General features: G+C 48.2%; 26 protein-coding genes. All 26 read left to right on the forward strand.

The features are described 5' to 3' along the window. The first annotated feature begins 39 nt into the window (after nucleotides 1-39). The 26 genes from grpE (at nucleotide 40) to ACFSUB_RS01640 (ending at nucleotide 22,745) form a co-directional block, all read left to right on the forward strand. The gene (grpE, locus tag ACFSUB_RS01515; protein ID WP_380711422.1) at nucleotides 40-609 is read left to right on the forward strand and encodes a nucleotide exchange factor GrpE; all 570 of its coding nucleotides are present in this window, start codon (nucleotides 40-42) and stop codon (nucleotides 607-609) included. Between the two features lie 37 nt (nucleotides 610-646). After that, complete coding sequence (gene dnaK / locus ACFSUB_RS01520) at nucleotides 647-2,482, forward strand: molecular chaperone DnaK (RefSeq protein WP_380711423.1); 1,836 nt, start codon at nucleotides 647-649, stop codon at nucleotides 2,480-2,482. A gap of 212 nt (nucleotides 2,483-2,694) precedes the next feature. Continuing rightward, a complete protein-coding gene (gene dnaJ, locus ACFSUB_RS01525) occupies nucleotides 2,695-3,816 on the forward strand; it encodes a molecular chaperone DnaJ (RefSeq protein WP_380711424.1) in 1,122 nt (373 codons plus the stop codon). A 40-nt stretch (nucleotides 3,817-3,856) separates the two neighbouring features. Beyond that, nucleotides 3,857-4,819: a 50S ribosomal protein L11 methyltransferase gene (gene prmA / locus ACFSUB_RS01530; protein WP_380713148.1), complete on the forward strand. Its 963-nt coding sequence runs from the start codon at nucleotides 3,857-3,859 to the stop codon at nucleotides 4,817-4,819. A gap of 1 nt (nucleotide 4,820) precedes the next feature. Next, a complete protein-coding gene (locus ACFSUB_RS01535; RefSeq protein WP_380711425.1) occupies nucleotides 4,821-5,567 on the forward strand; it encodes an RsmE family RNA methyltransferase in 747 nt (248 codons plus the stop codon). Between the two features lie 6 nt (nucleotides 5,568-5,573). Next, nucleotides 5,574-6,908 (forward strand): tRNA (N(6)-L-threonylcarbamoyladenosine(37)-C(2))-methylthiotransferase MtaB, encoded by a 1,335-nt coding sequence (gene mtaB, locus ACFSUB_RS01540; RefSeq protein ID WP_380711426.1) that lies wholly within the window; start codon nucleotides 5,574-5,576, stop codon nucleotides 6,906-6,908. A 21-nt stretch (nucleotides 6,909-6,929) separates the two neighbouring features. Then, nucleotides 6,930-7,601: a deoxyribose-phosphate aldolase gene (gene deoC, locus ACFSUB_RS01545; protein ID WP_380711427.1), complete on the forward strand. Its 672-nt coding sequence runs from the start codon at nucleotides 6,930-6,932 to the stop codon at nucleotides 7,599-7,601. Between the two features lie 177 nt (nucleotides 7,602-7,778). After that, nucleotides 7,779-7,952, forward strand: a complete 174-nt coding sequence (rpsU, locus tag ACFSUB_RS01550; RefSeq protein WP_090925731.1) for a 30S ribosomal protein S21 — start codon at nucleotides 7,779-7,781, stop codon at nucleotides 7,950-7,952. 20 nt (nucleotides 7,953-7,972) lie between these two features. Then, nucleotides 7,973-8,416 carry a GatB/YqeY domain-containing protein gene (locus ACFSUB_RS01555; protein WP_380713149.1) on the forward strand — a complete coding sequence of 148 codons (444 nt, stop codon included), beginning with the start codon at nucleotides 7,973-7,975 and terminating at the stop codon, nucleotides 8,414-8,416. A 232-nt stretch (nucleotides 8,417-8,648) separates the two neighbouring features. Beyond that, the gene (locus tag ACFSUB_RS01560; protein ID WP_380711428.1) at nucleotides 8,649-9,974 is read left to right on the forward strand and encodes an NfeD family protein; all 1,326 of its coding nucleotides are present in this window, start codon (nucleotides 8,649-8,651) and stop codon (nucleotides 9,972-9,974) included. Between the two features lie 19 nt (nucleotides 9,975-9,993). Continuing rightward, nucleotides 9,994-11,007, forward strand: a complete 1,014-nt coding sequence (gene floA, locus ACFSUB_RS01565; RefSeq protein WP_093335281.1) for a flotillin-like protein FloA — start codon at nucleotides 9,994-9,996, stop codon at nucleotides 11,005-11,007. 36 nt (nucleotides 11,008-11,043) lie between these two features. Next, entirely contained in the window at nucleotides 11,044-11,559 is a 516-nt protein-coding gene (locus ACFSUB_RS01570) for a hypothetical protein (RefSeq protein ID WP_380711429.1), read from the forward strand. Between the two features lie 105 nt (nucleotides 11,560-11,664). Next, entirely contained in the window at nucleotides 11,665-11,961 is a 297-nt protein-coding gene (yqfC, locus tag ACFSUB_RS01575) for a sporulation protein YqfC (protein WP_380711430.1), read from the forward strand. Beyond that, a complete protein-coding gene (yqfD, locus tag ACFSUB_RS01580; RefSeq protein ID WP_380711431.1) occupies nucleotides 11,954-13,129 on the forward strand; it encodes a sporulation protein YqfD in 1,176 nt (391 codons plus the stop codon). The genes yqfC and yqfD overlap by 8 nt, the downstream gene beginning before the upstream one ends. A 53-nt stretch (nucleotides 13,130-13,182) precedes the next feature. Continuing rightward, nucleotides 13,183-14,157: a PhoH family protein gene (locus ACFSUB_RS01585; protein ID WP_380713150.1), complete on the forward strand. Its 975-nt coding sequence runs from the start codon at nucleotides 13,183-13,185 to the stop codon at nucleotides 14,155-14,157. After that, the gene (gene ybeY / locus ACFSUB_RS01590) at nucleotides 14,154-14,618 is read left to right on the forward strand and encodes an rRNA maturation RNase YbeY (RefSeq protein WP_380711432.1); all 465 of its coding nucleotides are present in this window, start codon (nucleotides 14,154-14,156) and stop codon (nucleotides 14,616-14,618) included. The genes ACFSUB_RS01585 and ybeY overlap by 4 nt, the downstream gene beginning before the upstream one ends. Beyond that, entirely contained in the window at nucleotides 14,602-14,994 is a 393-nt protein-coding gene (locus ACFSUB_RS01595) for a diacylglycerol kinase family protein (RefSeq protein WP_380713151.1), read from the forward strand. Before ybeY ends, ACFSUB_RS01595 begins: the two co-directional genes overlap by 17 nt. Nucleotides 14,995-15,013: 19 nt before the next feature. Then, nucleotides 15,014-15,415, forward strand: a complete 402-nt coding sequence (locus tag ACFSUB_RS01600; protein WP_380711433.1) for a cytidine deaminase — start codon at nucleotides 15,014-15,016, stop codon at nucleotides 15,413-15,415. Next, nucleotides 15,405-16,310, forward strand: coding sequence for a GTPase Era (gene era, locus ACFSUB_RS01605; protein WP_380711435.1), 906 nt, complete (start codon nucleotides 15,405-15,407; stop codon nucleotides 16,308-16,310). The genes ACFSUB_RS01600 and era overlap by 11 nt, the downstream gene beginning before the upstream one ends. 96 nt (nucleotides 16,311-16,406) lie before the next feature. Continuing rightward, nucleotides 16,407-16,541 carry a YqzL family protein gene (locus tag ACFSUB_RS01610; RefSeq protein ID WP_380711436.1) on the forward strand — a complete coding sequence of 45 codons (135 nt, stop codon included), beginning with the start codon at nucleotides 16,407-16,409 and terminating at the stop codon, nucleotides 16,539-16,541. A 20-nt stretch (nucleotides 16,542-16,561) separates the two neighbouring features. Next, a complete protein-coding gene (gene recO / locus ACFSUB_RS01615; RefSeq protein ID WP_380711437.1) occupies nucleotides 16,562-17,305 on the forward strand; it encodes a DNA repair protein RecO in 744 nt (247 codons plus the stop codon). A 294-nt stretch (nucleotides 17,306-17,599) separates the two neighbouring features. Continuing rightward, nucleotides 17,600-18,487, forward strand: a complete 888-nt coding sequence (gene glyQ / locus ACFSUB_RS01620) for a glycine--tRNA ligase subunit alpha (RefSeq protein ID WP_380711438.1) — start codon at nucleotides 17,600-17,602, stop codon at nucleotides 18,485-18,487. Further along, nucleotides 18,480-20,564 carry a glycine--tRNA ligase subunit beta gene (gene glyS, locus ACFSUB_RS01625; protein ID WP_380711439.1) on the forward strand — a complete coding sequence of 695 codons (2,085 nt, stop codon included), beginning with the start codon at nucleotides 18,480-18,482 and terminating at the stop codon, nucleotides 20,562-20,564. The genes glyQ and glyS overlap by 8 nt, the downstream gene beginning before the upstream one ends. 150 nt (nucleotides 20,565-20,714) lie before the next feature. Continuing rightward, complete coding sequence (locus tag ACFSUB_RS01630; protein ID WP_380711440.1) at nucleotides 20,715-21,356, forward strand: helix-turn-helix transcriptional regulator; 642 nt, start codon at nucleotides 20,715-20,717, stop codon at nucleotides 21,354-21,356. A 28-nt stretch (nucleotides 21,357-21,384) separates the two neighbouring features. Continuing rightward, on the forward strand, nucleotides 21,385-22,203 hold the full coding sequence (locus ACFSUB_RS01635; protein WP_380711441.1) for a pyruvate, water dikinase regulatory protein: 819 nt from the start codon (nucleotides 21,385-21,387) through the stop codon (nucleotides 22,201-22,203). 95 nt (nucleotides 22,204-22,298) lie between these two features. Beyond that, on the forward strand, nucleotides 22,299-22,745 hold the full coding sequence (locus ACFSUB_RS01640; RefSeq protein WP_380711442.1) for a DUF188 domain-containing protein: 447 nt from the start codon (nucleotides 22,299-22,301) through the stop codon (nucleotides 22,743-22,745). Nucleotides 22,746-22,803 lie beyond the last annotated feature (58 nt).

Here is a 22,803-nt window from a genome sequence, read left to right on the forward strand (position 1 = left end):
ACTGTTTGGAAATAATCGCGTGCAGCGGGAGGTGAACGTATGAAAGAGAATTATACTTCCACAGAAGAAGAGGCAAAAGAAGAACAGGAAGAAACCGCAGAGGCAGCTGATGCCCGGGACACGTCAGTTGAACAGGAAGATGTAAAAGAGCCTGCTGAGGAAACAGAATTGGAAAAGGCACAGAGAGAAGCAGCCGAATGGCAGGACAAAGCTCTGCGCGTTCAGGCTGATCTGGACAATGTGCGCCGGAGGGCAAAAGAAGATAAAGAGCGGGACGCAAAATACAGATCCCAGTCTGTTATTGAGTCCCTTCTTCCGGTCCTTGACAATTTTGAGCGGGCTTTGAATGCAGCGACAGACCAGGAAGAAGACGGTTCCCTTCTACAGGGTGTCAACATGGTTTACTCCCAGTTTTTCGAAGCGCTGCAGCAGGAGGGTCTGGAAGTTATACCGACCGAGGGGGAAACATTTGACCCTCATCAGCACCAGGCGGTCATGCAGGTGGAAGAAGAAGGGTTTGAATCCAATCAAATCGTGGAAGAACTTCAAAAGGGTTATAAATTAAAAGATAAAATAATCCGTCCTGCTATGGTAAAAGTAAATGCATAAAAAAACAGAAAAAGTATTATAGGAGGCTGACGAGACAATGAGCAGAATTATAGGAATTGACCTTGGTACAACGAACTCCTGCATCGCAGTAATGGAAGGCGGCGAAGCACAGGTTATCCCGAACCCGGAAGGTAACCGCACTACTCCTTCTGTTGTTGCGTTTAAGGATGGAGAACGCCAGGTTGGGGAGGTAGCCAAGCGCCAGGCTATTACGAACGAAAACACCATCCAGTCCATCAAGCGTCACATGGGAACGGAGCATACCGTTGAAATCGAAGGAAAAACGTATACACCGCAGGAGATTTCCGCTATCATTCTCCAAAAACTCAAGGATGATGCAGAAAGCTATCTCGGAGAAACAGTAACGAATGCCGTTATTACGGTTCCGGCCTATTTCAATGATTCCCAGCGCCAGGCAACAAAAGATGCCGGTAAAATCGCGGGACTGGAAGTAGACCGTATCGTGAACGAGCCGACTGCGGCTTCTCTTGCCTATGGTCTGGACAAAGAAGACGACCAGACAATCCTTGTTTATGACCTTGGCGGAGGTACATTTGACGTATCGGTTCTCGAACTTGGCGAAGGATTTTTTGAAGTAAAATCAACGTCCGGCGACAATAAGCTCGGCGGGGACGATTTCGACCAGGTTATCATCGACTACCTTGTCTCTGAATTCAAAAAAGAAAACGGCATCGATCTTTCCCAGGACAACATGGCAGTGCAGCGTTTGAAAGACGCAGCGGAAAAAGCGAAAAAAGATCTGTCCGGTGTGGCTCAGACTCAGATTTCCCTGCCGTTTATTACAGCAGACCAAAACGGCCCGAAACACCTGGAAATCAGTTTGACCCGTGCGAAGTTCGATGAGCTTTCCTCCGATCTTGTGGAAAAAACCATGGGACCTGCACGTCAGGCACTCAAAGACGCTGATATGAAAGCAACAGACATTGATAAAGTCATCCTTGTGGGCGGTTCCACCCGCATTCCTGCTGTACAGGATGCAATCAAGAAATTAACCGGCAAAGATCCGCATAAAGGCGTGAACCCGGACGAAGTGGTAGCCCTTGGTGCAGCTATTCAGGCAGGTGTTCTGGCCGGAGATGTGAAAGACGTTGTACTCCTTGACGTGACGCCGCTGTCCCTTGGTATTGAAACAATGGGCGGAGTAACCACAAAATTAATCGAGCGTAATACTACGATCCCGACGAGTCAGTCCCAGACATTCTCGACTGCTGCTGACAACCAGCAGAGTGTTGACATTCACGTGCTTCAGGGTGAACGTGAAATGGCCGCGGACAACAAGTCTCTCGGCCGCTTCCAGTTGAGCGACATTCCGCCGGCTCCACGCGGTGTTCCGCAGATTGAAGTAACGTTTGATATCGACGCCAACGGTATTGTGAACGTACGTGCCAAAGACTTGGGTACAAACAAAGAACAGTCCATCACGATCACTTCATCGTCCGGCCTTTCCGAAGATGAAATTGAGCAGATGGTAAAAGATGCCGAAGAGAACGCAGAAGCCGACAAAAAACGTAAAGAAGAAGTAGAAACCCGCAACGAAGCGGACCAGCTCGTCTTCACAACAGAAAAGACACTGGAAGATCTCGGTGAGAATGTAGATCAGTCCGAAAAAGACAACGCAGAAGAAGCGAAGAACAAAGTGAAAGAAGCACTGGAAGGCGAAGACATCGAAGCTATCCAAACAGCTAAAGATGAACTTCAGGAAATTGTTCAGCAGCTTTCCACTAAGCTTTATGAGCAGGCAGCCGAGCAGGCGCAGCAGGCTCAGGAAAATGAAGGGGATTCCGGTGACGATGCAGTAGACGCGGATTACGAAGAAGTAGACGACAACGATAACGACAAAAATAATAAGTAATTCCCGCCCCTTTATGAGTCATTTGCACAGGGAGACGAAATAGAAAAAAGTCTGCACGAGGAGTTGTCCCGAAAGAAAGGTTAAGCTGAGCTTTGCTTAGGGTCAGCTCCTTTCTTTTTTTGTGCCTCCAGTTTTGAGGCGGACTTGAAGAAATGAAGACAGGAATGATAAGATAATCCTTATGGATTAGTGAACGGGAGTGGATGCAAACGATGAGTAAACGCGATTATTATGAAGTGCTCGGTGTCAGCAGCGAAGCCTCTGACGACGAAATAAAAAAAGCATACCGGAAACTTGCACGTCAATATCACCCCGATGTAAACAGTGAAGAAGGCGCGGAAGAGAAGTTTAAGGAAGTCAAAGAAGCCTACGATGTATTAAGTGACTCACAGAAGAAGGCTAATTATGACAGGTTCGGCCATTCTGATCCAAACCAAGGATTCGGCGGTGCCGGCGGCGGAGCCGGAGACTTTGGCGGTTTCGGCGATATTTTCGATATGTTCTTCGGCGGCGGCGGCCGCAGAGATCCCAATGCGCCCCGCCAAGGCGCCGACCTGCAGTATACGATGACGTTGTCCTTTAAGGAAGCAGCTTTCGGTAAAGAAACCGACATTGAAATCCCCCGGGAAGAAGAATGCGAGACCTGTGATGGAAGCGGTGCAAAACCGGGGACCAGTCCGGAAACGTGTACGAAGTGCGGGGGAAGCGGCCAGCTGAATATTGAACAGAACACACCGTTTGGCCGTGTCGTGAACAGACGCGCCTGTGACCAGTGTCAGGGAACCGGACAAACCGTGAAAGATAAATGTTCGACCTGCGGCGGCCGGGGCAGTATAAAACGCAACAAGAAGATTAAAATCACTGTTCCTGCCGGTGTGGATTACGGACAGCAGATCCGTGTTGCCGGTGAAGGAGAAGCAGGAGCCAATGGTGGTCCGCCGGGAGATTTATTTGTCGTATTCAATGTACAGTCCCATGAGTTTTTCGACCGGGACGGCGACGATGTTTACTGTGAAATGCCGCTCACGTTTGCCCAGGCAGCCCTTGGCGATGAAATAGAAGTACCAACGCTGCGAGGTAAAGTGAAGTTGAAGATCCCGGCAGGAACACAAACCGGAACAAACTTCCGTCTGCGCGGAAAAGGTATTCCGAATGTGCACGGCCGCGGTCAGGGCGATCAGCATGTAAAAGTACAGCTCATTACACCGAAAAAACTCGATGAAAGACAAAAAGAATTGATCCGTGAGTTTTCCGAATTAAGTGGGGATGAGCAGGTGGAAGAACAGCACCAGAATTTTTTTGAAAAAGTGAAACGCGCGTTTAAAGGTGATTAATTCTGCCCGGCAGAGTCTTTAAAAAATGGAGCTGGTGTTAGTGAAATGGCTGGAGTTTCGAATTCATACAACCCAGGAAGCGGTGGAGCCGATTTCCAATATTCTGCATGAGGGCGGAGCAAGTGGAGTGGTGATTGAAGACTCTGAAGATCTTTACCGCGACTGGGATGGAACCGAGGATGAAATTTACGATCTAAACGGCTCAGAGTATCCGGAAGAAGGAGTTGTACTGAAATCCTACTTTTCGGTAAGCAGCTTTGTCGGGGAAACGCTGGAAGAAATCAAACAGTCTATCAATGATCTGCTGCTGCATGATATCGACATCGGACGAAATGAAGTGAGTATTACCGAAGTCGAGGAAGAAGACTGGGCCCACGCCTGGAAACAGTACTACAAACCGGTCAAGGTGACGGACACTCTCACTATTACTCCTTCCTGGGAGCCTTATGTGCCTGAAAGCAGGGAAGAAAAAGTGATAGAACTTGATCCCGGGATGGCTTTTGGCACAGGGACGCACCCAACCACCGTTTTATGCCTGCGGACCCTTGAACAGGAAATCAGGGGGGGAGAAGAAGTGATAGATGTCGGCACCGGTTCCGGCGTACTGGCTGTTGGCGCAGCCAAATTCGGAGCAGCAGGTGTTCTTGCACTTGACCTTGATCAGACAGCAGTGGAAGCCGCCCGTGAAAACACTGCGTTCAACCATGTGGAAAATACGGTGACGGTGAAACAAAACAACTTACTCGATCATGAAACCCGCCAGGCTGACATCATTATTGCCAATATACTGGCCCACATCATTATCCGACTCGCTCCTGACGCATGGAGGGCTTTGAAGCCGGGAGGACTTTTCATCACTTCCGGCATTATTTCAGGGAAGAAAAAAGAGGTCATGGAAGCATTGGAAAAAGAGAACTTTGAGGTTGTTCGTACACAGGACATGGAAGACTGGACAGCTGTAACAGCTGTGAAAAAACAGAAGCAAAAAGTCCGGGGTGGATAACGTGCAGCGTTATTTTGTAGAACCTGAACAAATGACGGAAAACAATGTAGTCATTACAGGGGAAGATGTCAAACACATTTCCAAAGTCATGAGGCTTGAGCCCGGAAGCCATATCGAATGCCTGAATAATCAGGGGCGCCGGACACACTGCAGGATCCAAAGCGTGGATAAAGAGACGGTGGAGGCAGACATTTTGGAAGATATAAAAAGCAGCCCGGAACTTCCGGTTTATGCCGCTGTCGCCCAGGCGTTGATTAAAGGAGATAACCTTGACCTGGTCGTGCAGAAGGGAACTGAACTGGGCGCGCGCTCCTTTCTGTTGTTTGCAGCAGGTCGATCTGTGGTAAAATGGGATAGCAGTAAAGTGGAGAAGAAACTCCAGCGGCTCCGCAAAATTGCCAAAGAAGCAGCGGAACAATCCGGAAGACAGTACATTCCGGATGTTTCGTATTATGCCTCCACCCGTGACATGATAGAGGCAGCTTCGGCATATGAAGCGTGCCTGTATTTGGATGAAGAAACGGCAAAAAGCGGTGAACATCAGGCTGCGGCAGATATTTTTTCTTCCCGCCCTCCATCCATTCTGGCTCTTATTGGTCCAGAAGGTGGAATCAGCCGTGAAGAAGCACAGGCTCTTGATCAAAACGACTGCCGGCCTGTCAGTCTGGGGCCGCGGATTTTACGGAGCGAATCCGCTTCTCTCTATTTTCTTTCCGCCCTGTCCTATCATTATGAAATATTGAGGTGAACATATATGTCTTCTGTTGCCTTTCATACCCTTGGCTGTAAAGTGAATCATTATGAAACAGAAGCAATCTGGCAGCTGTTTAAAAATGCTGGATATGAACAAGAAGAATTCGAAAAAAGTGCAGATGTCTACGTCATAAACACCTGTACCGTCACCAATACCGGTGATAAGAAAAGCCGTCAGGTGATCCGTCGTGCGGTGCGTAAAAATCCGGATGCAGTGGTGTGTGTAACAGGCTGCTACGCTCAGACATCGCCTGCTGAAATTATGGATATTCCAGGCGTGGACGTTGTGGTAGGAACCCAGGATCGTTCCAAAATGATCGGGTATATTGAGCAGTTCAAAAAAGAACGGGAACCGATTAACGGAGTAGGAAACATCATGAAAACGCGGGTATACGAAGAGTTGGATGTTCCTGAATTCACGGACCGCACAAGAGCGTCCCTGAAAATACAGGAAGGCTGCAACAATTTCTGCACGTTCTGCATCATTCCATGGGCCCGGGGCCTTCTACGCTCCAGAAAACCCGAAGATGTTCTGAATCAGGCGCATCAGCTTGTAGAAGCCGGATATAAAGAAATTGTACTGACCGGTATTCATACCGCTGGATACGGCGAAGACATGAAAGACTATAATTTCGCCGCTCTCTTGAAAGAACTGGAAAAAGTGGAAGGTCTGAAGCGCCTGCGGATTTCGTCCATCGAAGCCAGTCAGATTACCGATGAAGTCATTGATGTTATAGACCGCTCCCGAAAAATTGTCAATCATCTCCATGTGCCGCTGCAGTCCGGTTCCGATACGGTGTTGAAGCGGATGAGAAGAAAGTATACGACAAAATATTATGCCGAGCAGCTCGATAAACTGAAGCAGGCCCTTCCGGGTCTTGCTGTTACCACCGACGTCATAGTCGGATTCCCCGGTGAAACCGAAGAAGAATTCCGGGAGACGTATCAGTTTATCAGAGACAATAAATTCTCCGAACTGCACGTCTTTCCATTTTCAAAAAGGTCCGGCACACCGGCTTCCAAAATGGACGGCCAGGTGGACAGCGACATCAAACAAAACAGAGTGCAGCAGCTGATTGAACTGTCGAATCAGCTTGCAAAAGAATATGCCGGCGATTATGAAGGCAGAGAGCTCGATGTTATACCGGAAGAAAGAGATGAAGAGACAGGGCTTCTTACCGGTTACTCGTCCAACTATCTGCGCGTTAAATTTGAAGGAGAAGAGGAATTGACTGGTTCTATCGTCAAAGTGAAGATTACAAAAGCAGGATATCCCTATAATATGGGCGAATTTATCAGAGAAGCCCGGGAAGAAGAAGACAGAGTGCTTGCATAGCCTCAAGAAAGGGTGAAGGATATGAGTAGTTCCCTTGCTTCCACCATTGATCACACACTATTAAAACCTGAATCCACTGCTGAACAGGTGGAAAGCCTGTGTCGTGAAGCGGCAGAGTATGAGTTTGCATCGGTTTGTATCCATCCGTCCCATGTGGCTGGTGCAGCTGCCATTCTGGCAGACACCCCGGTGAAAGTGTGCACAGTCATCGGTTTCCCCCACGGTGCGGCGTTGTCTTCCGTAAAAGCCTATGAAACAAAAGAGGCCATCAGACTGGGGGCCTCAGAAGTCGATATGGTCATCAATATAGGAGCGCTGAAAAGCGGCAGAGAAGATGAAGTACGTTCCGATATTGAATCGGTTGTTCAGGCGGCTTCCGATCAGGCGCTCGTTAAGGTGATTATTGAAACCATCCTTCTTTCTGATGAAGAAAAAGAAACGGCATGTCGTGCTGCTGTTCAGGCAGGGGCGGATTTTGTCAAAACCTCGACAGGATTTGCAGGCGGCGGCGCCACGCTTGAAGACGTTAAATTGATGAAGCGTGTGGTCGCCAATCAAGCGAAAGTAAAAGCAAGCGGAGGCGTGAAAGACCAGCAGACAGCGCTTGCGATGATAGAAGCCGGTGCGGAAAGAATCGGTACCAGTTCCGGTGCTGCGATTGTTTCCGGAGAAAGCGGCACATCATCCTATTAAACCGTTATGCTTGTATTATAGAAAGTATTGATTTTTCGATTATCATGTTATATAATTTGTGAAAATAGTTGTTTTTTCCATGAGGGAAACGGTTTGTTATCCGCAGCCCGGATGGACAGCCGTGATTATCCTGCTGGAAGAATCAGCTGTACTGGTTGTTTGGAGGGGGGGATTCAGATGGCTGAGACCCGTGTTCGCAAAAACGAGAATATTGATGCTGCTCTTCGCCGTTTTAAGAAAGATCTTTCGAAAGAAGGAACAATGGCTGAAGTACGTAAGCGCAAATTTCACGAAAAACCGAGCGAAAAGCGTAAGAGAAAATCAGAAGCGGCTAGAAAGCGTAAATCATAATTGAAAGAAGGTGCTTCACGCTGCAACTCATGGATCGTTTGAATGAAGATGTAAAACGTGCCTTGAAAGCCAAGGATAAAAAAAGGCTTTCTGTTCTCAGGGGTGTTAAATCTTCCCTTCATAATGAAGCGATTAAAGAAGGCAGGGAGCTGCAGGAACAGGATGCTTTGAGTGTTCTGAACCGTGAATGGAAACAACGCAGAGAGTCCCTCCATGAGTTTGAGAATGCGGGAAGAGATGATTTAACAGAAGAGATAGAAAAGGAACTTGCTATTCTATCTGAATATATGCCCGAATCACTTTCTGAAGAAGAGCTGGATCGTATTGTACAGGAAACCATCACTGAAACCGGTGCTTCATCAGGCAGTGATATGGGAATGGTCATGTCCGCTGTCATGCCGAAAGTGCAGGGGCGGGCGGATGGAAAACTGGTAAATCAGTTTGTCCGGAAACATTTGACCTGAGAAGAAAGCATTCCTCCAAACCGGGGGAATGTTTTTTTATCAAGCATAAAAGAAGTTAATGATCTAATATTCCCGGTACAGTCGATGTCGTAGGTGAATACATAAAAAAATGATATACTAAGGATAATGACAGCCGGAACTGAAACCGGACCACGGTTTATTCGTAGATAAAGGGACGGACTACCCAGCCGGCATGCAGGAAAAAGGAAACATCAGGGAAAGAGGGAGTGAAATGGTTCATTTCGTGAGAAAATCGGCGGCCCTGCTTCTGTCTCTGTTTGTGCTGTTTGTGGTGCTTCCACATAATGAAGCCGAAGCTGCCGAAAATGATAAAGTATATGTCATCCCGGTGGAACAGACGGTGGAAAATGGGTTGAAGGCATTTCTGGAGCGAGCGGTGGAAGATGCCGAATCAGCTGGTGCCGATCACATTATCTTTGAAATCGATACGCCGGGCGGTGCAGTGGATGCCGCAGGGGACATTGCCTCCCTGATGGAGGATGCCTCCGTGCCGACGACCGCGTATGTAGTGGAAAAAGCGATGTCGGCCGGCGCTTTTCTGGCACTTAGCGCCGATGAAATCGCAATGGCTCCCGGAACGCAGATGGGAGCAGCGCAGGTCATTAACGGTTCCGGCAATGCCGCAGGTACGAAAGCCCAGTCGAGCTGGGAGAAGAACATGCAGAATGCCGCTGAATTGAACGGCCGTAACCCAGAGTACGCCTTGGCGATGGCGGACCCTGCTGTTAATCTGCCGGAATACAGCGCGGGAGAAGGGGAATTGTTAACGCTTACGGCATCAGAAGCTGCAGAAGTGAACTATGCGGAGTACACACCTGAAAACAGGGAAGCCCTGCTGCAGGAGCTGAATCTTGCAGACGCGGAAGTGGAAGAAATAGAGGTGAGCGCAGCCGAGAAAATAGCACGGTTTGTAACAAATCCGGTATTAATTCCGATTCTGCTTTCCCTCGGAAGTATAGGACTGATTATGGAGCTTTATTCACCGGGATTCGGCATTCCCGGTCTTATAGGCATATCATCTCTTGGTCTGTTTTTCTTCGGCCATATGATCGCCGGGTTTGCAGGGTATGAAGCCTTGATTCTCGCCGGTGCGGGGCTGACGCTTCTGGCAGTCGAGATATTCATCCCCGGTTTTGGCATATTCGGTCTTCTTGGAGCCGGAGCCTTTATCGGCAGTCTGTTTTTTGCTTCCTATTCCGCGCTGAACATTGCCGTTTCCATTCTTATTGCGCTCATACTCTCTGTGGTCACCGTAATCCTGATGTTTTCAGTATTTAAAAAACGGGGGCCGGTGAAGCGTTTTGTGCTTGAGGATTCGGTAACGACAGAAGAAGGTTTTATTTCCAATGAAAGCCGCTCCGAGTTGATTGGACGCACCGGGGTATCCATAACACCGCTTCGTCCCTCAGGTTCCATCCAGCTCGGAGAAGAAAGGCTTGACGTTGTATCGGAAGGAGGATATATTGAAAAAGGACTAGATGTAAAAATTGTGAAAGCAGAAGGCTCCAGAATTATAGTGCGTAACATATCTGAATAAAGCTGAAGGAGGTTCTTTTATGGATCCGTCCGTGAATTTAACATTAATTATTGTACTGGTGCTTGCCTTTATTCTTCTGGCTCTCTTGTTTACGTTTGTGCCGATAGCACTTTGGATTTCCGCCCTCGCAGCGGGAGTTAAAATCGGTATTTTCCAGCTGGTTGGTATGAGGCTCCGCCGTGTTATTCCAAAAAGAGTGGTTAATCCGCTGATCAAAGCGGAAAAAGCCGGTCTCCAGATTGAGCTGAATAAACTGGAAGGCCATTATCTTGCCGGAGGTAACGTCGACCGGGTGGTCAATGCTCTGATTGCCGCCCAGCGTGCCAATATTGAATTAACATTTGAACGCTGTGCCGCCATTGACCTGGCCGGCCGTGATGTACTGGAAGCCGTCCAGATGAGTGTTAATCCAAAAGTTATTGAAACACCGTTTATTGCCGGTGTTGCGATGGATGGTATTGAAGTGAAGGCGAAAGCAAGAATCACCGTCCGTGCCAACATTGACCGCCTTGTAGGGGGGGCCGGCGAAGATACGGTAATTGCCCGTGTCGGGGAAGGTATTGTATCGACGATTGGTTCTTCCAAAGACCATAAAGCGGTTCTTGAGAATCCGGATTTAATCTCCCAGACGGTCCTGAAAAAAGGCCTGGATTCCGGCACGGCTTTTGAAATCCTTTCCATCGATATTGCCGACATTGATATCGGCAAAAACATCGGCGCCGGCCTTCAGACGGATCAAGCCGAGGCGGATAAAAATATCGCCCAGGCGAAAGCTGAAGAACGCCGTGCGATGGCAGTAGCCCACGAGCAGGAGATGAAAGCCCGCGTTGAAGAGATGCGTGCCAAGGTTACCGAAGCAGAAGCTGAAGTACCAATGGCTATGGCTGAAGCATTCAAAGCCGGTAATCTCGGGGTCATGGATTATATGAACTATCAGAATATCAACGCTGATACAGATATGAGAGGAGCCATCGGCAGAGAAACCAAAGGAAACGATGACGATGGCAGCAGTCAGACCGACAATCCATTGTAAAAATTCCAAGGCAGTCAAAAAGAAAGGGTGGTCCCTTTGGAAGCCTTGATTGAACTGATTTTCGGCAACATTTTGATACTGGGCTTGATCGTTGGCGGCTTGATTTCCCTGTTCGGACGCATCTATTCCGGTAATAAGGAATCGGGGGAAGAAGCCGGGCCGAATCAGCAGAACGAAACCGGACAGGAAGTTCGGAAGGAAAACCAGCGGCAGTCCGGCAGTAGAAGACCAACCAGTCCGGTGCCGGAGGCAGAACCATCACCAGGGGGTTCTCCTTCAAGCCCGGGGAACGGATATGAACAACAGATGGAAGAGCTTCGCAAAAAGCAGGAAAGAGCTAGGGAGCTCACCAATGAAACACTCCGTTCCCCGGGGTCTCCTTCGGCTCCTGCAGCTTCCGGTGAAAACCGGGTGACGGCATCTGGTATTGCCCCCGTAACCCCTGAGAATGCAAAGCAGGGGATACTGTGGGCTGAAATATTAGGAGCTCCTGTTTCCAAAAGAAACAGGCAGCACGGGACCTCTTACAGAGCCCGCAGCCGCATGCAGTAAAATACGGAATCAAGCACGTCCGGGATATAATCCCGGGCGTTTTTTTGTGCAGGAAGGGGGATACATCCTGAAAAACGTCATAGGATGTGAATAGGGGTGTAAGAGATGCTGGAACAGTGGAAAAGCTGGCTGACAAGAAAATTAACGGTACCGGAAGATGTGATCGTGGATACGCCCCGGTTGACCATGGTTGGTCAGCACCATTTACTTGTGGAGAACCATCACGGTGTCCGCAGTTTTTTTGAAAACAGGATTGAACTCCATGTGTTGGATAAGGAACTGATCATAAAGGGTGAACAATTTATTATAAAAAAAATATATCCGGAGGAACTGCTTATTGAAGGGGTTATTGAAGAGATAACGTATAAAGATGGCAGGAAGGAGGGAGGAATAAATGGGTGAACATAAGGGATGGTTCGGCGTACGGGTCCGGGTTGCCGGGCAGCGGGTGGAAGATGCTGTGAACGAGTGTATCCGCTATTCTTTGGAACTGAAAGATATCAAAAGAATAGACAGCCGCTGTGTAGAATTTTCTACGATGTCACGTAATCTATCTATGTTGGAAAAAGTGGTAAATAACGTTGGGTGTGATATGGAAGTGGCGTCCCCTTCAAAAACAGGCAGAATGAAAACGGCCGCTTCGCATCGATGGGGAATGGGGGCCGGTCTTGGAATTTTTGCATTGACCCTCGTTCTGCTTTCGAAAATGATTTGGAACGTTGATATTCACGGAGCTTCCCCTCCTCTGGAGCAGGAACTTGAGGGGCATCTGGAGGAGATGGGAGTCAAACCCGGCGGATTTCAATTTCTTGTTCCGGATGCGGATACGATTCAAACACTCCTGATGGAGGAGGTCGAGGGAACGACCTGGATCGGCCTGCATCAACATGGGACAAGCTTTCAATTTGAAGTTGCCGAGCAGTCCCTGCCAGACGAAACAGACAACCCCTCCCCACGACATCTGACGGCTTCCAAAACAGCTGTGATTCAACGAATTTTTGCTGAGAAGGGAAAGCCGGTTGTAGAGAAGAATGAGCTTGTCCATCAAGGGGATCTTCTCATTTCGGGTTATATCGGAGAGGGAGAGGAAACAGAAGCGGTGCCGGCTTCCGGAGAAGTATGGGGCGAGACATGGTATGAGGTGACCGTTTCTCTTCCGAAAGAGAGACTGCAGGAAACGCTGACAGGAAAAGAGGCTTCGACATTCAGACTTCAGGCCTTTCAACTAAACCTGCCGATCTGGGGATTTCAAGCGGATGAGCAATTCAGCGATCATGTTCTAAGTCAAAAAGAGTACCGTCTTTCTGCATGGAATCAAAGGTTTCCCTTTTCCTTTCATATCGAAAAATATAAGGAACGCCAAACGACAACCCAAAAGACTGAAGATATCATTACTCAGACAAAGAAAGCGGCAGACACAAAAATGAACCACTATCTGCCTGAAGATGCCAGAATTATGTCGGAAAAAATTTTGCACGAGAACGCCCGTAATGGTAAAGTAAAACTAGTTATGCACTACAAAGTGCTGGAAGATATCAAATCGGAAACACCGATCATCCAAGGAGAATGAGAAGATTGGCAGAAAAGCATGTCATTGAACTGGAAGTGCAGGATACGAATGAAATGCAGGATTTATTCGGTCCTCATGATATATATCTACAGCGGATAGAAGAAAAACTGGATGTTGCCATCACCACCCGTGGCGAATCACTGGTTGTGACAGGCACACAAGAAGCCGCTGCGCTTATAGAGCGGGTGCTGGAATGCCTTGTGCGTCTGCTGCGAAACGGCATCAAGCTTTCAGAAAGAGATGTTATCTATGCGGTGCAGCTTGCCCGCGAAGACAAATTGGACCAGCTTGAAGATCTTTATCAGGAAACAATTGCGGTCAATGTGAAAGGAAAACCGATTGTCGTGAAAACACTCGGTCAGAAAGAATACGTAGATACCATCCGCAGGAAAGATCTCATTTTCGGAATCGGCCCCGCGGGTACCGGGAAAACATATCTGGCTGTTGTTATGGCGGTAAATGCCTTGAAAGAAGGCGGCGTAAAAAAAATTGTTTTGACACGTCCGGCAGTGGAGGCCGGCGAGAGCCTCGGCTTTCTTCCAGGGGATTTAAAGGAGAAGGTGGACCCCTACCTGCGCCCGCTCTATGATGCTCTTCATGATATATTCGGAGTGGAGCACACGGCCCGTCTGATGGAGCGGGGAACTATTGAAGTAGCTCCGCTTGCCTACATGAGAGGAAGGACTCTGGAAGACGCCTTTGTCATTCTTGATGAAGCGCAGAATACGACCAGAGAACAGATAAAAATGTTTCTGACAAGACTCGGCTTTGGATCAAAGATGGTTGTGAACGGGGATTTAACCCAGGTGGACCTTCCAAAAGGTCAGCAGTCCGGGCTGAAAACCGCAGTCCATATTCTCAACCATCTTAAAAACATCGGGTTTATTTATCTGCAGCCAAGTGATGTGGTGCGGCACACGATTGTCCAGCAGATTCTCGATGCCTATGAAGAGGCGGAATCCCCGCGCAGCACCGGAAACCGGGGAGAACGCTCCGGAACGACGAGCGCTCAGGAGGGAAGTAAATGAGTACGGTGGTTGTAGACTTAATTGATGAAACTGAATCAGTATCCGATGAACTTCGAAAACTTCTGACAGACGTTTTGAAGCAGGCCGCTTCAGCCGAAGATGTACCGGAACAGGCGGAACTTTCTGTGACCGTGACAGACAATGAAACGATACAGGAGATAAACAGTCAGTACCGGGACCTGGATAAGCCGACGGATGTCATTTCGTTTGCCTTGAATGAAGGGGAGGAAGACCCTCTGCATACGGACATGCCGGACCTGCTCGGTGATATCATCATCAGTCTGGAAAAAGCAGAAGAACAGGCTGAGGCATACGGACACAGTCTAAAAAGGGAGATTGCATTTCTGGCGGTGCACGGACTGCTTCATCTTCTCGGTTACACGCATGAGGAACCGGAACAGGAACGGATGATGTTCGGTCGTCAGGAATCGATACTGCGTGACTATGGACTTGAAAGATAGGAAACGGACAACAAGGCAGCGCCTCTTCCGTTCTTTTTGCTGTGCCTGGGCGGGGTTGACACTGGTTGTTCGGCATGAACAGAATATGAAGTTCCACCTTCTGGCCGCAGCAGCGGCTGTTATCTGCGGTTTCGTTTTTTCGATCCCGCTTTTTCACTGGATGATACTTGTCGTGATAATAGGGGGAATGCTTGCCCTTGAGGTCATGAACACAGCAGTGGAGCGCGTGGTGGATATGATAACAGAAGACTATCACCCCGCCGCAGAAAAAGCGAAAGACATTGCCGCGGCGGCTGTTTTAGTGTACAGTGCTGCAGCCGTGGTTATTGGGATTCTTATTTTCTATGAGCCGGTTATGAGCCGGTTGTTTTCATAAATGAAGGAGTGATACAGAAATGTTAGATCAGGAACTTATCGAGAAAGCAGGAGCAGCAAGAGACAAAGCATATGTTCCCTATTCCGGATTCGCAGTTGGTGCAGCTGTGTCCACAGAGGATAGCCAGGTATTTACAGGATGCAATATAGAAAATGCTTCTTACGGTCTGACCAACTGTGCCGAGCGGACAGCTGTTTTTAAAGCAGTAAGCTCCGGTAAAAAAAATATCAACGGAATCGCTGTCACGGCAGACACGCCTGGACCGGTCGCTCCGTGCGGGGCATGCAGGCAGGTTCTGTCCGAATTTTTGAGTCAGGATGCCCGGATTATTCTGGCAAACCTCAAAGGGGATATCAACGTCACAACGATGGCTGCATTGCTCCCGGGAGCTTTTGAAGCAGAGGACATGAATGATGAGTGAAGGATTCAAGTCGGGCTTTGCCGCCATTATCGGCAGACCGAATGCAGGAAAGTCAACCCTTTTAAATTATGTTCTCGGTGAGAAAATTGCAATCATGAGTGATAAGCCGCAGACGACGAGAAATCGTATTCAGGGTGTGTACACAAGTGATGAGGCCCAGGTTATTTTTATCGATACTCCGGGTATCCACAAACCGAAACACAGACTCGGTGATTTTATGGTTCAGTCCGCTGTCCAGACCCTTCAGGATGTAGATCTTATTCTGTTTATTATTGATGCAAATGACCGGTTCGGGCCCGGCGAAGCGTATATTCTCGATCAGCTGAAGAACGTTTCCACTCCTGTTTTTCTCGTCATTAACAAGATTGATCAGCTCCACCCGGACAAACTTCTGGAAAAGATTGATGGCTACCGGCATCGTGCGGACTTTTCGGAAGTTGTACCGATTTCAGCTCTGCAGGGAAACAATGTGGACACGTTAATCGAGCAGATTACCGGGTATCTTGAAGAAGGTCCGCAGTTTTATCCGGAAGATCAGCTTACCGACCATCCCGAACGATTTGTTGTAAGCGAACTGGTTCGGGAAAAAGTCCTTCATCTCACCGAAGATGAAGTTCCTCATTCCATTGCTGTTTACATCGAAGATATGAAAGAGCGGGAAGAAGGTGCTGTTTATATCGCAGCAGTCATCGTGGTGGAACGTTCTTCGCAAAAAGGCATCATTATAGGAAAACAGGGAAGTATGCTCAAAGAAATCGGGAAAAGGGCAAGACTGGATATCGAATCCCTCCTCGGTTCCAAAGTGCATATCGACCTGTGGGTTAAAGTGCAGAAAGACTGGCGGAACAGCCGTTTTCAGCTCAATGAGTACGGCTATTCGGAAGAGGAGTACTAATCAGGCAAATATTACAGGGCATGTTCCTGGAAGAAGCCAGACATCCTAAGTCTTAAGCAGTCTATACGACGATCCGTGAAAGAGAGGGTGTCTGCTATGCTTGATAAGGAACTGCTGCCTTGGGATTTATTTTATTTGACCGGAAATATTGATGCTTATCTGCTGGCTAAAGAAACCGAACAAAGTACCCTGGAAAGCATCGAAGATAGTACCGGGGAGGAACTGGAATAACAGGGCAGGGAAGGACAATCATGCTTGAAAAAGCGGAAGGAATTGTACTGCGTACGTTTGCATACGGGGAAACAAACAGCATACTCAAGCTTTTCACAAGAGAAGCCGGAAAAATATCGGTCATGGCACGGGGCGCAAAAAAACCTAAAAGCAGGCTGGCCGCAGTCGCGCAGCCCTTTGTATATGCCTATTTTTTGTATTATAGATCAACCGGCATGAAAACATTGAATCAGGGGGATACCATCGACTCGTTCCGGACAGTACGGTATGATATTGTCCGGACGGCGTATGCCTCCTATATTGCGGAACTGCTTGATAAATTGACAGAGGAGCAGGAAAAAAATCCGTTTTTATTTGAACTGGTACTGCAGCTTTTGCAGCGGATGAATGAGGAAGATGACGCAGAAGTGCTTGTCCGTATTTTTGAAATGAAAATGACGGCACAAGCGGGTATTAAACCGGTGCTGGAAAAGTGTACTCATTGCGGCAGCCAAGAGGGGACGTTTCATTTTTCCGTTAAAGAGGCAGGGTTTCTGTGCCACCGCTGTTTTCATGTGGATGAACGCAGAATTGCCATACAGCCGAAAACGGTACAGCTGCTGCGGACATTTTTTCATCTTGATATCGGCCGCTTTGGTGATATTTCTATTGGTCGGAAGACAAAAGACGAAATCAGGCTTGTGCTGGATTCCTATTACCAGGAATACACCGGCCTTCAATTGAAATCGAAACGGTTTCTTGAGCAGATGGAAAGATGGGAATGAACGATCTGCCGTACTTGACAAAAGGATGATACGTTCAGTATGATACTTATACATGATTGATAGTGCGTAGAAGGAAAGTAGTAATGATCCTCTGATTCCAAAAGCGAGCGCAGGATGGTGGAAGCTGTGTGAATGATGATGATGAAGGCGTTCCGGAGCATACGATATTTTTAAAGCGGCCTGCCGGCAGAAGGCAGGCAAATAGGGTGGAACCGCGGATCTCAAAGACCCGTCCCTATATACCCGCCTGGTATATAGGGACGGGTCTTTTTAGTGAATAAAGGAGGCTGGCTTATGAATGTACAGGACATGATTTTAAAGCTCCAGAATTTCTGGGCCGAACAGAACTGCTTGATTATGCAGGCATATGACGTCGAAAAAGGGGCAGGCACGATGAATCCGATGACTTTTTTGCGAAGCATCGGCCCGGAGCCCTGGAATACAGCGTATGTGGAACCTTCGAGACGACCGGCGGACGGGAGATACGGGGAAAATCCGAACCGTCTTTACCAGCATCACCAGTTTCAGGTGATTATGAAGCCGTCCCCGCTTGATATTCAGGATATCTACCTGCGCAGCCTGGAAGAGCTCGGCATTAACCCGAGAGAACACGACATCCGTTTTGTGGAAGACAACTGGGAAGCGCCGACCTTGAGCGCATGGGGTCTGGGCTGGGAAGTCTGGCTCGACGGCATGGAAATTACCCAGTTTACATATTTCCAGCAGGTCGGCGGCATTGACTCGGATCCGGTGGCTGTAGAAATAACGTACGGCATTGAACGAATTGCTTCTTACATCCAGGACAAGGAAAACGTATTTGATCTGACCTGGGTGGACGGTTTTACGTACGGTGACGTCTTTTTGCAGCCGGAGTACGAACATTCCCGTTATACGTTTGATGTGGCAGATCATGACATGCTCTTTAAGGAATTTGCCGTTTACGAGAAAGAAGCACAGCGCGCGTTGGAGGAAAAACTTGTATTTCCGGCCTATGACTACGTACTGAAATGTTCCCACACGTTTAATCTGCTTGATGCCGGAGGTGCCATTTCGGTAACAGAACGAACCGGGTATATTGCCAGAGTACGAAACCTGGCCCGCAAATGCGCGGCTGCCTATTATGAAGAACGGGAAAAGCTCGGCTTCCCGTTGTTAAAAGAGGAGGGATCCCGTTATGAGTAATCGGCATTTTCTGCTTGAAATCGGAATGGAAGAAATGCCGGCCCGTTTTGTGACAGACGCGATGCAGCAGCTGCAGCAGAAAGTAGGTCAGTGGCTGACGGAAAACCGGCTCGCTTATGATTCCATTGAGGCCTTTTCCACCCCGCGCCGTCTTGCTGTAAGAGTCAACAATCTGGCTGGTATGCAGGAAGATGTAGTCGAAGAGGCAAAGGGTCCCGCCCGTCAAATTGCTGTCGACGAAGAAGGAAACTGGACAAAAGCAGCAGCTGGATTTGCCCGCGGTCAGGGTGCTGAATTGGATGATCTTTATTTTCAGGATGTAAAAGACAGTGAGTATGTCTTCGTCCGTAAAGAAGAAAAAGGTAGACCAGCCGCTGAAATACTGAAAGGAATAGACGGCGTCATCACGAGTTTGACATTCCCCAAGAATATGCGGTGGGGTACGTATGACCTCCGATTTGTCCGTCCGATCCACTGGCTGACCGCATTGTTCGGCAGCGAAGTCATTCCGTTTACGATTACCGATGTAGACAGTGGAAGACGCTCCTACGGCCACCGTGTGCTCGGCGGGGCAGCAGATATCCCTGATGCCGGGTCTTTTGAGCAGACACTCCTTGATCATTATGTGATGGTCGAACCGGAAAAGCGGAGAGAAACGATCCGCCGGCAGCTCCATGATATGGCAGAAAAACAAAACTGGCATATTCTTATTACCGAAGATCTGCTGGAAGAAGTGAATAACCTGGTGGAATACCCGACGGCGCTTTTCGGAAAGTTTGAGGAACGTTTTCTGGAACTTCCGGAAGAAGTACTTATTACTTCCATGAGGGAGCATCAGCGCTATTTTCCGGTGGAAGACAGAAAGGGAGAACTTCTTCCTTACTTTGTTACTGTACGTAACGGAAACGCCGAACATCTGGAAAATGTTCAAAAAGGAAATGAAAAAGTGATTCGGGCCAGATTATCCGATGCCGTATTTTTCTATGAAGAAGACCAGAAACTGACACCTGATCATGCAACGTCGAAACTCGATTCGATTGTCTTTCAGGAAGACCTTGGAACCATCGGCGACAAAGTCCGCAGAGTCCGGGATCTTGCTTCGTCGTACGGAACCCTATTTCAACTCAATGAAAAAATGGCAGCTGATACAAAACGGGCCGCAGAGATCTCCAAGTTTGATCTTGTCACATTGATGGTGGATGAATTTACTGAACTGCAGGGACTTATGGGAGAAAAATATGCGCTGCTGGCAGGAGAAAACCCGGAGACGGCCCAAGCCATCCGCGAACACTATAAACCAAAACACGCTTTTGATGACGTACCCGTTTCCCAGCCTGGGGCAGTACTCGGTCTGGCTGAAAAGATGGACACCATAGCCGCCTGCTTCGGTATTGGTTTAATCCCGACCGGCTCCCAGGATCCGCATGGTCTGCGGAGACAGGCAGCCGGAGCAGCCAGGATTTTAATGGAACATAACGTTGCCGTGCCGCTTGAAACGTTTGTCCATCAGGCAGTTCGTGAAGCAGAGAAAGCAGAACTGCTTCAGGAGCACGCCCCCGCAGTGGAAGAAGAAATTCTGTCCTTTTTCCGCCTGAGACTGAAAACACTGCTCGGTGAACAGGAGATCCGTCATGATATCGCTGATGCTGTTCTTGAAAATCCCGGAAGCCAGGTGCGTGAAATAACCGCAAAGGCAGCTTTCCTGCAGTCCATCTCAGAACATGCATCATTTAAAGACACAGTCGAAGCATTAAGCCGGGTGACAAACATTGCCCGGAAAGCGGAAGACAATCTTCCTGCTGTGGATAAAGAGCTGCTGCAGGCAGATGAAGAAGTACAGCTGTATCAAGCCGCTCAAACACTGGAGAATGAACTGCCGAATGCCCTTGAAACGGCCGATATCCAGACTGCTTACAAACACCTGGAAACGTTAAAGCCGTTTATTCATTCCTACTTTGACCGCGTGATGGTGATGGCTGATGATGAAGCATTAAAGAACAACCGTCTTGCCATGATGAAGCACTTATCCTCTGAAATCAGCCGCTTTGCTGATTTCAGGCAGATTGTATTTTCTTAGGTAGTTTAGTTGTGACCGGTATTGTGCCTGCCGGGACTTGAGTTAGTCTGTTCAGAGATAAAACCTCTGCATGGTCATCTTTCGCACATTAGGATATAATAAAGGAAAGAAGCAGACCGCTGCAGGAAAAGAAGCGGCCTAAAGGCGGTGATGATAATCGAACTGTCGGACCGGCAGGAATATATTCTTAATATCGTAAAAGAAAACGGACCGATCACCGGAGAACACATTGCTGATAAGTTATCGTTAACCCGTGCCACCCTCCGTCCGGATCTTGCCATATTAACAATGGCCGGATTTCTGGATGCACGGCCCCGGGTGGGCTATTTTTTCACCGGTAAAACAGGATCCCAGCTTTTGACGGAAAAGGTGAAAAAACTGACGGTTCAAGATTACCAGTCGATTCCAGTCGTCGTTAACGAATCTCATTCTGTATATGATGCGGTCTGCACGATGTTTCTGGAAGATGTCGGTACTCTGTTTGTCGTCAATAACCAGGCTGGTCTTGTTGGTGTGCTGTCCCGTAAGGATCTGCTCAGAGCAAGCATCGGGAAACAGGAACTGGAAGCGATGCCTGTGAGCATTATCATGACCAGGATGCCCAATATCGCAGTGTGTAAAAAAGACGACCTGCTTATTGAAGTAGCCAACAAGCTGATTGAAAAACAGATTGATGCCCTTCCGGTGGTGAAAGAAACAGAAAACCACCAGTATGAAGTGACAGGCCGAGTCACGAAAACAAATATGACCAAAGTGCTTGTCGATCTTTCACATGACCGGATGGACGGATAGAAAAATTTTGACGGCAAGGAGGATGGGGATGGAATCAAATACCGGACAGCGTCCGATTGTGTACGTCGTCTCCGATTCTGTCGGAGAGACCGCGGAATTGGTTGTGAAAGCGGCAGCCAGCCAGTTCGGAGAACGCGGCATGGAAATCCGCAGAATTCCTTATGTAGAAGATGAAGGAACCATTGAAGAAGTTATAGAGCTTGCCAAAGAAGTTCAGGCTATGATCGCCTATACACTTGTTATTCCGGAAAAAAACGATTATCTCTTAAAACGGGCGGAAGAAGAAGGAGTAGAAACGGTTGATATCATCGGGCCGATGCTCGAAAAAATGACGACTGTCTCCGGTATGAATCCCAAATACGAGCCCGGACTCGTTTACCGGTTAGACGAAGATTATTTCCGAAAAGTGGAAGCAATAGAGTTTGCGGTGAAATACGATGACGGACGGGATCCCGGCGGCATTCTGCGGGCGGATATTGTACTGGTGGGAGTGTCAAGAACATCCAAGACACCGCTGTCCCAGTACCTTGCCCACAAACGGCTCAAAGTTGCCAATGTGCCGCTTGTTCCGGAGGTGGAACCGCCGGAGGAATTGTTCAGAATCTCCTCGAAAAAGTGTATTGGACTGACAATCAGTCCGGAAAAGTTGAATGACATACGGATGGAACGGCTGAAATCGCTGGGACTTAAGGCAGAAGCTAATTATGCCAAACGGGAACGGATTGAACAGGAACTGGCTCATTCCCGGAGAGTGATGGAACAGATTGGCTGCACGGTTATCGATGTATCAAGCAAAGCAGTGGAAGAAACGGCGAATTTAATCGCGAATATGTTTCAGAAAAGCTGAGACCCGGGAAGAAGTACTATCTTTTTGATAAAAAACGAAATTTCTTAAACAGGAAGCAGGATTTTGTTAAGAACTGTCGAATGAGAAAGGGTGGATTGTTAATAGCTATTTACACAGACGCTGATGCCTGTCCTGTTAAACAGGAAATTGATTCATTCGCTTTTGAGCACGGGATTCCTTCTTATTTTGTATTCAGTCTTGCCCATGTATCGAATCGATCGTACCATTCCATTCCGGTCGTTCTCGATAATGAACCGGAAGCGGTGGATGTCTACATCCATAATCATGCCGGGCGCGGCGATATTATCATTACCGGAGACAATGGGCTGGCTGCCATGATGCTGCAGAAAGGCACAGTTCCTGTTTCGCCTCGGGGGACGGTGTTTCGTGAGAAGGATATGGATGCGCTGCTGATCGGCCGCTATGAAGGTATAAAGGCTAAACAGAAAAAAACCAGAATAAAAGGACCTCCTCCCATGACAAAAACGGACCGTCTCAGATTCGTACAGGCATTGAAAGAGCTTCACGGGGAGCAGAAATAATCACTTATACAGGGAAGCTTTCTTCAGCGGGTAGTTTTACGGAGGCTTGCACCGGTAG

The sequence above is a fragment of the Salibacterium lacus genome (assembly GCF_042684865.1).
Taxonomy (GTDB): Bacteria; Bacillota; Bacilli; order Bacillales; family Marinococcaceae; genus Salibacterium; species Salibacterium lacus.

Coding starts and splice junctions, on each gene's coding strand:
- grpE (WP_380711422.1), top strand. CDS start 40: ATGAAAGAGAATTATACTTCCACAGAAGAAGAGGCAAAAGAAGAACAG.
- dnaK (WP_380711423.1), top strand. CDS start 647: ATGAGCAGAATTATAGGAATTGACCTTGGTACAACGAACTCCTGCATC.
- dnaJ (WP_380711424.1), top strand. CDS start 2,695: ATGAGTAAACGCGATTATTATGAAGTGCTCGGTGTCAGCAGCGAAGCC.
- mtaB (WP_380711426.1), top strand. CDS start 5,574: ATGTCTTCTGTTGCCTTTCATACCCTTGGCTGTAAAGTGAATCATTAT.
- deoC (WP_380711427.1), top strand. CDS start 6,930: ATGAGTAGTTCCCTTGCTTCCACCATTGATCACACACTATTAAAACCT.
- rpsU (WP_090925731.1), top strand. CDS start 7,779: ATGGCTGAGACCCGTGTTCGCAAAAACGAGAATATTGATGCTGCTCTT.
- ACFSUB_RS01560 (WP_380711428.1), top strand. CDS start 8,649: ATGGTTCATTTCGTGAGAAAATCGGCGGCCCTGCTTCTGTCTCTGTTT.
- floA (WP_093335281.1), top strand. CDS start 9,994: ATGGATCCGTCCGTGAATTTAACATTAATTATTGTACTGGTGCTTGCC.
- yqfC (WP_380711430.1), top strand. CDS start 11,665: ATGCTGGAACAGTGGAAAAGCTGGCTGACAAGAAAATTAACGGTACCG.
- yqfD (WP_380711431.1), top strand. CDS start 11,954: ATGGGTGAACATAAGGGATGGTTCGGCGTACGGGTCCGGGTTGCCGGG.
- ACFSUB_RS01585 (WP_380713150.1), top strand. CDS start 13,183: ATGCAGGATTTATTCGGTCCTCATGATATATATCTACAGCGGATAGAA.
- ybeY (WP_380711432.1), top strand. CDS start 14,154: ATGAGTACGGTGGTTGTAGACTTAATTGATGAAACTGAATCAGTATCC.
- ACFSUB_RS01595 (WP_380713151.1), top strand. CDS start 14,602: ATGGACTTGAAAGATAGGAAACGGACAACAAGGCAGCGCCTCTTCCGT.
- ACFSUB_RS01600 (WP_380711433.1), top strand. CDS start 15,014: ATGTTAGATCAGGAACTTATCGAGAAAGCAGGAGCAGCAAGAGACAAA.
- era (WP_380711435.1), top strand. CDS start 15,405: ATGATGAGTGAAGGATTCAAGTCGGGCTTTGCCGCCATTATCGGCAGA.
- ACFSUB_RS01610 (WP_380711436.1), top strand. CDS start 16,407: ATGCTTGATAAGGAACTGCTGCCTTGGGATTTATTTTATTTGACCGGA.
- recO (WP_380711437.1), top strand. CDS start 16,562: ATGCTTGAAAAAGCGGAAGGAATTGTACTGCGTACGTTTGCATACGGG.
- glyQ (WP_380711438.1), top strand. CDS start 17,600: ATGAATGTACAGGACATGATTTTAAAGCTCCAGAATTTCTGGGCCGAA.
- glyS (WP_380711439.1), top strand. CDS start 18,480: ATGAGTAATCGGCATTTTCTGCTTGAAATCGGAATGGAAGAAATGCCG.
- ACFSUB_RS01630 (WP_380711440.1), top strand. CDS start 20,715: ATGATAATCGAACTGTCGGACCGGCAGGAATATATTCTTAATATCGTA.
- ACFSUB_RS01635 (WP_380711441.1), top strand. CDS start 21,385: ATGGAATCAAATACCGGACAGCGTCCGATTGTGTACGTCGTCTCCGAT.